This is a genomic window from Enterococcus sp. C102(2024), from assembly GCF_040888205.1.
GTDB lineage: Bacteria > Bacillota > Bacilli > Lactobacillales > Enterococcaceae > Enterococcus > Enterococcus faecalis.
On sequence record NZ_JBFOHH010000001.1, the window covers coordinates 317845 to 331797 of the forward strand.

Consider the following 13953-nt stretch of genomic DNA (forward strand, 5'->3'; position numbering starts at 1 on the left):
AGGAGATGAACGAAGAGGAGGAAGCGTAAATGGTTCAAAATATACCAATTTATATTCAAATTCACGATAAAATCAAAGAAGATATTGAAAAAGGTGTCTGGAGTATCGGGGATCGTTTGCCCTCTGAGCGAGAATTAGCCTTGAAATTTGATGTTAGTCGAATGACTTTACGCCAAGCCATTCAGACTTTAGCAGACGAAGGGATTTTAGAACGAAAAATTGGTTCAGGAACGTATGTAGCACGTAAGAAAGTTCAAGAAACAATGACAGGTACCACTAGTTTTACAGAAATTACCTTGTCTCAAAATCGCGTTCCTTCTAGTCGGACGGTGTCTTATTTTGTAGCGAAACCTAGTTCTAGTGAGATGGAAAAATTACAACTAGGTCCAGAAGATTCAATTTTACGAATGGAAAGAATTCGTTTTGCGGATGACATTCCGATTTGTTTTGAGGTGGCGAGCATTCCTTATTCATTGGTCTCGCAATATGGCAAATCTGAAATCACGAACTCTTTTTATAAAACACTTGAAGCCAAATCTGGCCACAAAATTGGCCATTCTAACCAAACAATCTCTGCTGTTCAAGCATCGGAACAAATCGCAGAATATTTAGAGATTAAACGAGGCGATGCGATTCTGCGTGTGCGCCAAGTATCCTATTTTGAAAACGGACTACCTTTTGAATATGTTCGTACGCAGTATGCAGGAAGTCGATTTGAGTTTTATTTAGAGAAGTAGAGAAAAAGAATGAATAAAAGATAGGAAAACTTATCAATGTGATAAGTTTTCCTATCTTTTATTTTTTTTTGCTAAAGAAATAAATTGTTTTTTTAATAAAATGCATATTTACTTATTAATTTATCTGACGTTAAAAAATAACGATTTAATGGAATTTGTTTATTTTTTAAAATTTTATTTAAATATTTTTTGAATAATTTTTATTTATCAGTTATTTTTGTTTTTATTTTAATAAATATTGATTTTGGTGGTTTTGCAATGTTGTTTTTAAGAGTTTTTATTTGTTTATTTTATTGTTATAATTATTTTTATGCGAATACGTATATTTTTAAATAGTTGTTGACTATATTTTTTATATATAGTTATAATATTTGTAACAGGTAATAAAACTATAAAAAATGTGGAGGGATTACTTATGGCAGGATCAATTGCTGTAACACCAGAACAACTGAAATCACAAGCGAAAGTATATTCGCAAGCATCGTCTCAAATTCAAGATGCAATTCGTAAAGTGAATTCAATGAACCAACAAATTTCACAACAATGGAAAGGGCAAGCATTTCAAGCGTATCTGGAACAGTATAATCAATTGGAAGGTAATGTCAAACAGATGGAAGAATTATTGATTAGTATTAATCAACAATTAAACAAATATGCAGATACTGTCGCAGAACGTGACCGTCAAGATGCAGGATCATTTGGCTTTTAATTGATCAAAGATTGAAGCGCTAGCGCAATGAATTGCACTAGCGCTTTTTCTAAAGGAGAGAAGATAATGGAAGGGAAAATAAAAAAAGGTATCCCTTTTGCCTTAGCAATTGGAGCAACTTTCTTGTTATTACTTTTTTTCATTCATTTAGGGTTTAAAGATGAGAACGTGACTCGAAGTAGCAAAGATCAGACAACAAAGATGCAGTACGCATTAGTTAATGAAGATAAAGGCGCAAGTTTTGAAGGAAAACGTTATGCATTAGGTTCTGATTTTGTCACATTAATTAACAAAGATACAGCTAATCGATGGGAAACAACGACTCGGAATATCGCAACATCTGGGGTTGAAAATGGACAATTCGATGCTCAAATTATTATTCCGCAAGATTTTTCGGAGAAATTATTGTCACTACAAGCTGTTAGTCCAGAGCAGGCTTCTGTTGAATACCAAGTGCGAGACGGACAAAATGAATTGACCAATCAAGCAATTCAAGACAAAGTAAATACTATTTTGAAAGATTTTAACCAACGCGTAATTCAGATGTATTTTTCCAGTATTGTTGGAAATTTAGTTATCGCACAACAAAACGTTAACCAAATTACTGATACGCAGTTGCTGTATCAAAATCAATTAGAAGAAACAATTCAGCAACCATTTAAAGAAATTCCCATGAATTATACGACAGTATTAAGTACGGCTAGTATTTTAGATGAGGACAATAAATTATTTACAAACGAGCAAGAAGCGTTTGTAAAATCAGTACAAACCTTATTAGAAAGCAACAATCGGAGCTTAGAATCAACTAGTAAGACAACGGAAGATACGAAAAAATCAGTGGACGAGTATTCGAAAGAAGCAAATGAAAAAATAAAAAAATCAATTGCACAATTTAATGAACAGTTTGAGAGACAAAAACAAGAATTGACTAATCAATGGGAAAGTGACACGACAGTATACAAACAACAATTCGATCAACTAAATGGAATGGTAATCAATCAGTTTAGCTCCTTCTACACACCAAGTGAACAAGGAAACTCAGGGATTTATGCTGACTTTTTATCAGAATCTAAATTATTTCAAGAAACACAAAGCAATCGCATTGGCGAACTACAAAAAGAAATCGCAGAACTACATATGCAAGTAGAACAATTAACTGCGTTAAAAAAGCAAATTGCGGCTACATATTATAATGATCTTGAAGCAACACCTGAGATAGCAACAGACACTCAAATTAAGCAAGCGATTATTCAGTTAATTACGAACGAAAAAGAAAATATACCTAACTTAGATAAAAATTATCAGGAAAGATTGGAAGAATCACTAAGTGAAATTTCTTTTGTAAGTTTAGAAAGACTCGTTAGTGAATTAGAAATGAATAATAGGATTTCAGTTGAACAAGGAAATCTTTTCCGTGATGAGTTACAAATTATTCAGCGATATGCAGAACAACATGAACTTGATTTCACCAGTTCAAGCCGCTTTATGTATTTGGAACCTAAACAACTTCATGAAGATACTATAGCGATTCCACAAGAAAAAGTAACTTTTTCACTAGCGACAAATCAAGAGTCGGTTATTTCATTACGACAAACCAATACACAAAATGGCGAATTGTCATTTCTTTTAGATGATTCAAAAGTTCAAACAATTAAAACATCTTTGAATCAGCAGTTAGCAGGTACAGGTTACAGCATTGATATTTCAGCAATTACCCCAACACAGCTAACAATTACCAAACCAGTCAAAATACAAGCTGAGATTCCTGAGAATGATGAAGTGGACGAAGAAAATACGCAAGAAGAGTTGGCAGAAGAATCCGAAGATGAATCTGAAAAAGTAACTGAGCCAGTAAATGATTTGCTCTCACTTCCAGAAAAACTTTCCTTAACGATTGACTTACCAATGTCTTGGCAACTGACACCAGAACAACAAAAAACAGCATTTAATCAGATTGATTATTCTTGGTGGGTAAATAATGAGCTTCAAAATGCACGTTCGTTCGCTGTGTATATTGCAATGGACCAACCATTAGTAACCGATATTCCTGAAATCATGAAGCAATTTCAACTTTTAGATACTGTATCACAACAAATTGTGACTTTATATGGTACGCCTAATCAAAGTCTATCTATTCAAGAGTATGCAGCAATGTTAACTGCTCCTGAAAATCAGGATAAAACAATTGAAGAGTTAGCAGGTGAGACATCCATTTACTGGATGTACGATAATATCACTGAAAACGAGCAAACCATGATGATTACAGATAATTTATTAGACGAATATAAAAAAACAGGAAATCAATTATATCGAGAAACAGATGAACAAATTAATCAATTAAAACAATTAATTGGTACTGAGACAGATCAAAATGCAGATGGACAACCTACAACACTTTACGGAACATTAAATTTAATGACAGTCCCCGAAAAATTATTACGAGAAGCAGAGAAATTAAATACATGGTTTGATGAAGCAAAAAAACAAGTCAATGCGACATATGCTACTTGGCAAGAATCTGGAAAAGTGGGAGCTACTTCTGTAATTGATGAAAGAAATCCACATCCAGAAGAAAATCAAACCAGCACTTTAGATGTAGAAACAGAAAATTTAGTTAAAATGATGCAAACGTTAATGCAAACAACGAAAAAAACTAGTCTAACAACAGCTGATTCAGCAGCCAAAGTCAAAGATGTTGCCCCGACTATCAAAGAATTGAAAGCCTCAACAACCAAAGTTCAAGATCATGTGCAAAATATCTTAGCAAACTTAAATGATTCAATTGATGAGTCAAAGAAAACAACCAAAGAAAATGAAGAGTATGCGAAAACATTTGAAAAAGTATTGGCTAATACAAGAGACGGCGGTGCTGATAATCCACGGGTATTTAGTTTCCTTGCGAGCCCAATTCAAGGAGAAGGAATCTTTGGCGAAACACGACATGTCTCTTTAATTCCCTATTACGCTACCTTGATTGTTAGTATTCTAACATTCGTTATTGCGCTAACTTTCCAAGGCTTTATGAAGAAAAGAACAGTTACTGTAGCGGATGCGTTGGTTGAACCAACCAGAGTTTGGCAAAATATACCAAATCTGTTATTACTTTTGATTACGGTTATTTTGTTTGGGAGTGTCTTTTCACTTCTACTGGTGTTCAATGTATCTCAAATAAATCGATTCGCTTGGTTTAGCTATAGTTTCTTAGTATTTGCTAGCGGTGTACTTTTGGTTTGTGCTTGTTTGCGCCAATTTAAAAAACTTACTTTATATGTTTATGGAGCTATGCTGGGGTTATTTTTCATGTTGACACCTTTATTAGGCATTGCAACAAAGGTAGGATCATTAAGCAATTGGCTCTATCGTTTATCGCCGCTTCAAAATATCCAAAATGGCTTTACTGCTTTAGTAAATGGCGTACAAATTAGTTGGGTTAGTTACCTTATTTTAATCGTTTTACTTGTTTTAGGTGTTGTCCTTAATTTGTTTGTACGACCGGAGGAATAGCCATGAGAAAAATAATAAAAATAGTGATTGTTTTAAGTGTTAATATGCTCTATTTGTCATTGTCATCAACAAAAACAAAAGCAGAAGAAGTAGGCGCTTTAAAAATAAATAATCAAGTGATCTACCAAGACAATCAGCAGAAAAAAAACGTAGAAGTGAATTTTGTTATTCCGGATTTGTTTTTACCGATAAAAGCAGAGAGAGAAAAAGAAGTCAATCAAAGTAAAGCGATGGTTATCAACGAAGCAAAAAATGATGTATTTAGGACAGAACAGAATGCAAAAACATTAGCAGTTGATAAAAAGGTAAGGCCTTTTCTGTTCAAAGAGACGGAAACGGTCACTCCTCCTGAAAGCGTTGAATCTCTTGAGGTTCACCGAGAAATATCCATAAACTTTTGGTTGTACAGTGGTATTTTTTTAGGAAGTATAGTTATTTTATTCGTTGGTGTTTTTCTAGGAAACCGTTTTTCATATCATCGTGCACAAAGCGGAAATTAAGGAGTGAAAGAAACATGAACAAAAGAACATCGATTGGTATCGGCTTACATGTGTCGAATCAAATTATTGATTTGCAAATCCCTAATCAGGTATCAGTTGCACGTTTAAAAGAATTGTTACTCGAATCGTTTGAGCTGTTGCCAAACCGTTTGCCAGTATCATTTGAATTGGTTGTTTTGAATAAACCAATTCATTTAGCTGACAATCAATTAATTGCAGATTATCCATTAGGGAATGGCGACCAACTAGTAGTAAAAGAAATTATAAAGGAGACACATGGATGAGCGAGTTAAAGGATATTTCAGAGACAATCACGTTAGAAGCAACAAAAGAATATGTTCAAGTGACATTACAAGCAAATCAATATCAGTTAGAAAGACTAGAACAGTTTCAACAATTTTTAAAATCAAGTCGTGGATTTTTATCGGGAAAAATAATACAAGCAACGGAAGAAGCGTTAGTGATTCAATACCATAAGGATCAATATATGCAATCCATTTTACAAGCGATAAAAAAAATGGATCAATATGAGCGATTATTGTTAGCGCAAAGAGTTCATTATTTGGTTGATTTCTTAGGTACACCGGTCCAACCCTTTATTCATCCAGAAAACATCTATATCTTGGGAGAAGAATTATTAATTGCTCATCGTGGTTTTATGCAGGTCATTGTGCCTTATTCAGCAGATGAAAGAGAATTTTTTAAACAATATCGAGCGCTGATTTTAGCAATCTTACATCCAAAGTATGAGTATGAACAATTGATTCAAGGGAATGGCACCCTGAAAGATACGCTATCTAAACAATTACAAGAGGCGAAAACAATCAATGAAATTGAGCAAATCATTGGTGAACAAGTCATTCGTCAAAAAGCCAAGCGTGAAGCAGAAACCAAATTAGTGAGTAAAAAAAGTTATTTAACCTTTAAATGGGCCAGCTTAGTGTTATTGGCTTTAACGCTACTTTTTGCAACTACAACAGGGATTTATGTCTTAAAAAAATTACCAGCCCAAGAGCGAGTGAGTTTGGCAGAAGCGCAGTATATTTCTAATGACTATGCAAGTGTTACGAAAACATTAAAAGAAGATACACCAGAAGAATTACCGATAGGAGCTAAGTATGTTGCTGCTGTTAGTTCTGTCCAACTAGATAATTTATCAAATGAACAAAAAACAGCAATTTTAAATAATTTATCTCAAAAATCTAGTGAAAATACCTTACTTTATTGGATTTATATTGGCAAAGGAGACTTTGAAAAATCATTAGATATTGCCCAAAATTTAGGCGATAACCAATATATATTACATGCCTATACAAAATTATATGATGCAACCAAAGCCAATAACAAAATGAACGGCGAGAAAAAACAAGCATTGTTAACAAAATATGAAGAAGCGATTGATAAATACATGAAAATCTTGGGAGGAAAAACGGATGACAACGAAAATCAGTAAAAAATTGGTCTCTGTGAATGATCAAATTCATACATCTAGCATGATTTATTTTGACATTTTTTATTTTGGTACCCAACTTCTTCACCGTCAAATTACGGCTAAAAACCCAAGTGTTTCAATCAATCAACAATTATTTTTTTACGAAAATGAAGAATTATTCTGTAATGGTGAAACCTTTGATTCTGCTGAAAATTTTTCTGTTTTTCCCCACGAAGAATTAATTACTGTCACCACCAATAAACCGCAGAAAGATTTTTTAATTGCCTCTGCCAAAAACGCTGCGATTTCATTAGAAACAGATGCCATCATCAATATTACACTAGCACCAGAAACTGGGGAATATACAGCAACGATTTATCCCGGAGAAGATACGATTTACTACAATCATTATTTAGTTGAAAAAGGAAGCTATGCTTTTGCAGTCGGTGATCAATTAGTTGTCAATGGCTTAATCATTGAAGTTCGGGAAAAACAATTAAAGTTAACAAGTCTAGGAGCTACATATTCCCTGAATCCTTGGCAAATTGTAGAAGAGGAGGTTATTCCAGAATATCCTGTCGATTTCCCGTCATTTCGACGAAGTCCACGGATTCACTTGAAGGAGCCAAAAAAACAAATAGAAATTGCTGCCCCAAAAGTCAAGCAAACAGAAGGGAAAAATGAACTGTTACGGACGATTGTCCCACCTTTAGGAATGGTCGTTTTGAGTGGCGCAACAAGCTTTTTAAGTGGGGGCAATCCAATTATGATGCTTAGTATGGGCGGAGCGAGTTTATTGACGGCTGGTTTTTCAGTCTCTAGTTATTTCACCAATAAAAAAGAAACAAAGCAAAAGAATATCGAACGGACAAATAGCTACGAACAATATTTAATACAAGAGAAAGCTCATTTAAGTATACTGCAACAAGAACAAAAAGAGGCCTTGGAATATATGAATCCTTCCATGAACGAATTAGCCTTAATGACAAAAGAGTATCATGCGCGAATATATGAACGCATGATGACTAATGAAGATTTTTTGACAGTTAGCTTAGGGGTTGGTGAAATTTCTTCAAGTTTTACGACAAATTATCAGTCAACTGAAGATGATTCACTAAGTCAAGAAGCTGAAGAACAATTAGTATGGCCATATAAACAATTAGAAAAGGCGCCGATTGTTGTACCACTAATGGGACAAACCTTAGGATTGGCGGGAACACCTGCTGTTTTAAGGACAGCCATTCAAACGTTGTTATTTCAAGTGTCTGTTTTACATTCCTATCGTGACGTAGAGTTTGTTACTTTAGTACCAGAGGAAGATTATCAGAAAGATTGGCATTCTTGGCGTTGGTTGCCACACGTCAAAATCCGCAGCCTGAATTTGCGTGGGATTGTTCATGATCCTCAAACAAGGGATATGGTTTTAAATTCTTTCTATCAAATGATTACGAAACGTCGTCAACAAGTGCGCGAAGCCGGCAATGAAAAAGTTCACTTTCAACCACAGTATATTCTGTCGATTTTAGAGGAAAGCTGGTTGTCAGGGCATGGCTTAAATGAATTTTTAGCTGAAGATATGAGTCAATATGGTGTGACAGTTATTTGGGGAAAAGATGCTTTAAATATGTTACCAGAAACGACAACTACACTGATTGAGTATCAAAGTAGTGAAGCGGCGACTTTAATCAATCAAAATAATAAATATGTGAACCAAAACTTCGTTCCTAATCATTTACCGACTGCTTATCCGCTTGCTTATGCGATTCAGCGCTTGGCGAACTTGCAGCATGTGGAAGTGGAGAAGAATGCGGTGCCAGAAAGTCTGAGTTTACTTGAGCAATACGAAGTAACAAGGATTGAAGAATTAACTATCGATCAACGTTGGTTGAATGCGCAGCCAAATAAATCAATTCGTTCACTAATTGGCTGGCGTGGTAAATCAGATTATGTCTATTGGGACTTACACGAACGTTTGCATGGGCCTCATGCACTTGTTGGAGGGACCACAGGCTCCGGAAAATCAGAATTTTTAACAACTTATCTAATTGGCTTAGCGATTAATTTTTCTCCTGAAGATATCGGCATGTTGATTATTGATTGGAAAGGTGGCGGAATAGCCAATACATTAGATAAGCTACCGCATTTTATGGGCGCTATTACCAATTTAGACGGAGCCGGAACAGCTAGAGCCTTAGCCAGTATCAAAGCAGAATTGGATAAACGTCAACGAGAATTCGCCAAATATGGTGTGAATAATATCAACGGATATATGAGTTTATACAAACAACGACACGAACCGAAACCTGATATTATCTATCCTACTAAACCATTGCCTCATTTAATTTTGGTTTCTGATGAATTTGCGGAATTAAAAGCGAATGTTCCAGAATTTTTAGATGAGCTAACTTCGGTGGCGCGGATTGGCCGTTCATTGGGTGTTCATTTAATTTTGGCGACACAAAAACCAAGTGGTGTGGTAAATGATCAAATTGAAGCCAATAGTACCAGCAAAATTGCTTTGAAAATGGCTAGTGTCCAAGATTCTAATGAATTATTAAAAACACCAGATGCAGCTCAAATTACCAATCCTGGTCGGGGGTATTTAAAAGTTGGGGAAAATGAAGTTTATGAAATGTTCCAAAGTGGTTATGCGGGTGTTCCTTACGATCCTGACCAAGTGATGGAAGAAGTGGTGGATGAACGGCTATATCGGATCAATGATTTAGGACAAACTGAATTGCTTTATGATCCAGGTGAAGAAGTGGTTCAAGGAAAAGATAAGAGCGACTTACCAACCCAATTGGAAGCTGTTATTACTACGATTGGTGAAATTTTTGAACAATCAACACTAACGATTCCAGATAAACCGTGGTTACCTAATCTTGAAGAAAAAATAGCAACACCAAATATTGGAAAATCGAATGATCGTAGCCTTAAAGTACCAATAGGCTTACTTGATATTCCTGCAAAGCAAGCTCAAGAAGTCTATGAATATGATTTGGAGAAGTCCAGCCATACAGCAATTTTTGCGAGTCCAGGATATGGGAAATCGACGATTTTACAAACGATAGCAATCAATCTTGCCCATAAGAATACCCCTGAGCAAGTACATTTTAATTTATTAGACTTTGGGAATAACGGGCTACTTCCGTTGAAAGATTTGCCCCATGTGGCAGACATTGTGACGTTAGAAGAAGACGAAAAATTGCAAAAAATGTTGGATCGAGTTAGCCAATTACTAGCGCAAAGAAAGCAACTATTTAAAGAAACTGGCGTAGCTAGTCTAATCCAATATGAAGCGAAAACACAGCAAAAATTACCAATCATTATTAATTTGCTAGATAGCTATGATGGTTTAAGTTTAGAAGATCAACGGAAAGACGGGATTGACGAGCTACTTTTACAACTCTTAAGAGATGGTGCTAGTCTTGGCGTTTACTTAATTTTTACTGCGAGCCGTTCTGGCAGTATTCGGATGAATATGATGAGTAATATCGCAACTAAAGTCGTTCTTTATTTGAATGATGAAAGTGAAATAGGTAGCTTGTTAGGTAGAGATGCTTTAATGGCTCAAGCAATCAGCGGACGTGGGCAAGTCATGTTGGATACGCCAACGGCGATTCAATTTTACTTGCCAGCAGAGGGTGAAAATAGTGCAGAATTATTAGAAAATTTAGAAACCAAAGTGGCTACGATGAATCATGACTGGGTGGGAATTCGTCCTGAAAGAATTCCAATGGTTCCTGAAAAATTATCACATGAACAATTCCAACAATTTGTACCAGAAAAAGAATTGAATCAGTTATATTTGGGATTAAACAAATTAAGTGCTGAACCAGAAACGTTACCCTTATTCCAAAGAAAAACGCTAGGTATTTTTCCAGAATCTACTAAACAATCCCAACTAATCTTTCCATGGTTTATGCAGCAAATCAGTGAATTAACTGTCAATTATGAAGTTGTCTTGATTGATGTAGCGGGGAACTTAGAAAAATGGTCTGAAAAAGTATCCCTTTATATTCAACGAACACAAGTAGTACAACAGAATGTGGAATTGAAAGAAGCGTTAGAAGCAATGTTAATTGATGAAACGACACAACGAATTGTGATTATTAATAGCTTGGCAGACTTGGTCGATAAATTATCATTGGATATTGATAGTCTGGCTTATATAACAAATAGTCCTATGGGCAAACTACAGTTAATTTTATTAGATACTTCAACAAAGCTTACATCTACTTACAGTAGTTTTATTTCGACAATCAAAGAAAACACAGAACAAGTTCTTTTCGGAGGTACATTGCAAAATCAATCATTTGTTGAAAATGTTCCTTATGATCAGCAAAATCTTCCTGTCCCTAAAAATGTGTTACATCGCTTAAAAGAAGAAGTATTAGATAAAATTGTTGTGCCAATGGAGGTGAACAAATGAGTGAAGATTTAACTACCCCTTTTTTACCATTGGGGAGTGTGTTGAAGTTAAAAGATACAACCAATGATACATTATATTATTTCATTGTTGCTCGAGCGATTGCCAAAAATGGTAACGGAGAAATTGTTTCTCGTTATAAAGTTGCACCACATCCTTTTGGGGATATACCAACACAAGAAGTCTTTTCAATTGAAGTAGAGCAAATTATAGAGGTTTTGTTTGAAGGTTTTTCTGATAAAACGGATGAAGAGTTTTTGGAAAATTTACTTTCACAAATGAACGGGAGTGCAGAATCGTTTCCAAAGGATTCTGAACCGGAGGTTGAAAAAAGTAGTGAACTAGAAAAAACGGAAATAGAAACAAATGGAGACCCATTTTATTATTTTAGAAAAGGAGGAGAGGACTAGATGGGAAAGATTGCCTCAAATCAAGGAGCCGCACAAGCGGCGGTTTCTGGGATTAGTAATGTATCGGTGAGTGGAGGCGCTAAATGTCAATTAGGAAAGAGTAATCTTTCTGGTATGAAAAAAGGTGCGCAAGTCAGTAATCAGCTTGTAGCTAACGTATCAAAGATGGTGGAATGTGTAAATAATCAAGCAAGTAAGTTTCCTAAATTAGCCGCAGTCATCGCAGCACGTGATAGCGGGACAAGATTTAAATAAGAGGGTCATAAAATGAAAAATAACGAGCAGTTACGAGCAGAATACAATCAAAAAATTATTGAAAAAGAGCACGAAATATCTTCAATTTCTAGTGCAAAGAGACAAGTTCAAAATTTATTTGACACATTAGAAGGAGATTTAACGCGAAATATACGTAAGTTAGAAAATTTGAATCATGAATTAGCTAAGAATGGTAATCAAGAAGCAAGATGGCTACAAGAAGATTATCTTCAGAAGCAGCAAAAGCAAACCTCTACTTTTCAACAAGTTCATCAGGAATTTTATCAACAATGTGTCAGAAAAAATGAACAATTAAATGAAGAACGTCTTGAATATCAAAAAGAAAGGAATGAATTGCCATGGGATTAATCTATTCAAGTAGTGACAGCGATGCCATCAAAAGTTCATTAGCAACGAATCTCTCTATTGCTCGGACAGCAGTCAGTAATCTAAACTCTGGTAGTCAGCAATTAATCGCAGCGATCGATGGCCAGACACTAGCAGGAGCAGCGTATACCGCAGGGAAAGGGTTATTTTCGGAGTTAGTGATTCCAACAATCAAACGTGTTTCGAGTGCAGTAGATAATGTTCAAAGAGATTTGAATACGTTCTCTTCAGCGGACAGTTTTATTGCCAGTGAAGGTTATTTGGAAGAAGACAACTTAAATGAACAATTAACATTATGTAAAAGTTCAAAGACAGCTTTGGAGAACGCTGAACGTACAGCCAACATGATTGCCAATGCATTGCCAGAGCCCTTACTATCAGAAATGATAAGAGGGATGCAGCGAGATTTCGCGAGGCGAGCGCAAGACTGTCAAAAGGATATTCAACGGATTGAAAAAAAGTTGAATAAGCTAAGAGAATTTAATGGCAAAATAAGTGGGCTGTTTCAAGGAAGTCTAGCTGAATTTAAACTGGCTATGCAAGGCATAATGGTGTTGAATGGAACAACAATTCATGCGGATGGTAGTTATACATTGCCAGAAGGAACGAGTAAAGAATGGTTTACAAAAATTCAAGGGATTGAAAGTTTAGAAGAAGCAAAGAAAAATCAACAAAATATGGCAAAAATGATTAATGACTTATTTAAGAAGAATCCAGCGGCGGCTATCGAAAAAGTCAAAAAAGATAAACGATTGTTTAACTATATTATTACTGCCTTGGATTCAGATAAAGTACCAGAGAAATTGAAAATGGCAGCATTAGAAATATTTATTTTTCAAGAAAATGTGAATGATTGGCCTAAAGAAAAAGTGCTGAAGGTTTTAAGAAGTTCGGAGCTGGCTATTTTAGCAGAAAAGTTGCCGCTAGATAAACAAGCTCAGTTATATGGGGTATTATTTAAATTAAGTGAAAAGGGTTGGGAAGTTTTAGCACCAATGAGCCACTTGACGGGTGTTTTGTCAAAAAGCTCATTGGGTTCACGAATCATTGCAGGTTCCAAAGTAGGTTTAGCTGAGTTTAAAAAATTGAAAGCTGTTTCTGATTTTTTAAAAGCACATCCCATACTGAAAGAAGGACTATTATATATAGGAGATGGTTTAACCTTCCTTTCCTATGCCTATGAAGAATACACCAATCCCAAAAGTCCGGCCTACGGAGATGAAAGTAAGGCTATTTATGGAGGAATAAACTTATTCTTATGGAATGCAGGACCACTAGAAGGAGCACAATATGGGGGACCTGTTGGGGCTGTTTTGGGGACGGTGAATACACTAATAAAAGGAGTTGATTATACAACACCTGAAATCAAATTTAATACTATTTTCGGTGAAGTATCTATCCATTCCAAAAATTACTATGTTGGATTTTCTGGAAATTCAAAGGTAAGAGAAGAGTGGAAAAAAGAGTGGTTAAGAAAACAATATGAGAATTACGGCAAGCACGAAGCTATTCCAACAGACAAAGAGTATAAAACTGGTGTAAAACCTCAAAGTGGAACACCTAATTTTAATCCAAATGATTAAAACTAAT

Annotated in this window: 11 protein-coding genes; all 11 read left to right on the plus strand. The window is 35.3% G+C overall.

From position 1 onward, the window contains the following. The first annotated feature begins 29 nt into the window (after positions 1–29). The 11 genes from AB3I34_RS01660 to AB3I34_RS01710 all read left to right on the plus strand — a co-directional run bounded on the left by AB3I34_RS01660 (position 30) and on the right by AB3I34_RS01710 (position 13946). Positions 30–737, plus strand: coding sequence for a GntR family transcriptional regulator (locus AB3I34_RS01660; protein WP_002357800.1), 708 nt, complete (start codon positions 30–32; stop codon positions 735–737). A gap of 415 nt (positions 738–1152) precedes the next feature. Next, positions 1153–1446 (plus strand): WXG100 family type VII secretion target, encoded by a 294-nt coding sequence (locus AB3I34_RS01665; RefSeq protein ID WP_002357798.1) that lies wholly within the window; start codon positions 1153–1155, stop codon positions 1444–1446. A 27-nt stretch (positions 1447–1473) separates the two neighbouring features. Continuing rightward, positions 1474–4950: a type VII secretion protein EsaA gene (esaA, locus tag AB3I34_RS01670; RefSeq protein ID WP_025189363.1), complete on the plus strand. Its 3477-nt coding sequence runs from the start codon at positions 1474–1476 to the stop codon at positions 4948–4950. 2 nt (positions 4951–4952) lie between these two features. After that, entirely contained in the window at positions 4953–5450 is a 498-nt protein-coding gene (locus tag AB3I34_RS01675) for a hypothetical protein (protein WP_010712366.1), read from the plus strand. 14 nt (positions 5451–5464) lie between these two features. Further along, complete coding sequence (locus AB3I34_RS01680) at positions 5465–5734, plus strand: EsaB/YukD family protein (RefSeq protein ID WP_085444170.1); 270 nt, start codon at positions 5465–5467, stop codon at positions 5732–5734. Further along, positions 5731–6903: a type VII secretion protein EssB gene (essB, locus tag AB3I34_RS01685; protein WP_010712368.1), complete on the plus strand. Its 1173-nt coding sequence runs from the start codon at positions 5731–5733 to the stop codon at positions 6901–6903. The genes AB3I34_RS01680 and essB overlap by 4 nt, the downstream gene beginning before the upstream one ends. Beyond that, complete coding sequence (gene essC, locus AB3I34_RS01690; protein ID WP_010712369.1) at positions 6884–11314, plus strand: type VII secretion protein EssC; 4431 nt, start codon at positions 6884–6886, stop codon at positions 11312–11314. The genes essB and essC overlap by 20 nt, the downstream gene beginning before the upstream one ends. After that, positions 11311–11721: a DUF4176 domain-containing protein gene (locus AB3I34_RS01695; protein ID WP_010712370.1), complete on the plus strand. Its 411-nt coding sequence runs from the start codon at positions 11311–11313 to the stop codon at positions 11719–11721. Before essC ends, AB3I34_RS01695 begins: the two co-directional genes overlap by 4 nt. After that, positions 11722–11976 carry a hypothetical protein gene (locus AB3I34_RS01700; RefSeq protein ID WP_010712371.1) on the plus strand — a complete coding sequence of 85 codons (255 nt, stop codon included), beginning with the start codon at positions 11722–11724 and terminating at the stop codon, positions 11974–11976. A 12-nt stretch (positions 11977–11988) separates the two neighbouring features. Continuing rightward, on the plus strand, positions 11989–12345 hold the full coding sequence (locus tag AB3I34_RS01705) for a hypothetical protein (protein WP_010712372.1): 357 nt from the start codon (positions 11989–11991) through the stop codon (positions 12343–12345). Next, positions 12336–13946, plus strand: coding sequence for a hypothetical protein (locus AB3I34_RS01710; RefSeq protein ID WP_010712373.1), 1611 nt, complete (start codon positions 12336–12338; stop codon positions 13944–13946). Before AB3I34_RS01705 ends, AB3I34_RS01710 begins: the two co-directional genes overlap by 10 nt. The last annotated feature ends 7 nt before the right edge of the window (positions 13947–13953 follow it).

Excerpts from the sequence above, each read along its gene's own strand:
- esaA (WP_025189363.1), top strand. The coding sequence starts at position 1,474 with ATGAATTGCACTAGCGCTTTTTCTAAAGGAGAGAAGATAATGGAAGGG.
- essC (WP_010712369.1), top strand. The coding sequence starts at position 6,884 with ATGACAACGAAAATCAGTAAAAAATTGGTCTCTGTGAATGATCAAATT.
- AB3I34_RS01710 (WP_010712373.1), top strand. The coding sequence starts at position 12,336 with ATGGGATTAATCTATTCAAGTAGTGACAGCGATGCCATCAAAAGTTCA.
- AB3I34_RS01675 (WP_010712366.1), top strand. The coding sequence starts at position 4,953 with ATGAGAAAAATAATAAAAATAGTGATTGTTTTAAGTGTTAATATGCTC.
- AB3I34_RS01680 (WP_085444170.1), top strand. The coding sequence starts at position 5,465 with ATGAACAAAAGAACATCGATTGGTATCGGCTTACATGTGTCGAATCAA.
- AB3I34_RS01705 (WP_010712372.1), top strand. The coding sequence starts at position 11,989 with ATGAAAAATAACGAGCAGTTACGAGCAGAATACAATCAAAAAATTATT.
- AB3I34_RS01660 (WP_002357800.1), top strand. The coding sequence starts at position 30 with ATGGTTCAAAATATACCAATTTATATTCAAATTCACGATAAAATCAAA.
- AB3I34_RS01700 (WP_010712371.1), top strand. The coding sequence starts at position 11,722 with ATGGGAAAGATTGCCTCAAATCAAGGAGCCGCACAAGCGGCGGTTTCT.
- AB3I34_RS01695 (WP_010712370.1), top strand. The coding sequence starts at position 11,311 with ATGAGTGAAGATTTAACTACCCCTTTTTTACCATTGGGGAGTGTGTTG.
- essB (WP_010712368.1), top strand. The coding sequence starts at position 5,731 with ATGAGCGAGTTAAAGGATATTTCAGAGACAATCACGTTAGAAGCAACA.
- AB3I34_RS01665 (WP_002357798.1), top strand. The coding sequence starts at position 1,153 with ATGGCAGGATCAATTGCTGTAACACCAGAACAACTGAAATCACAAGCG.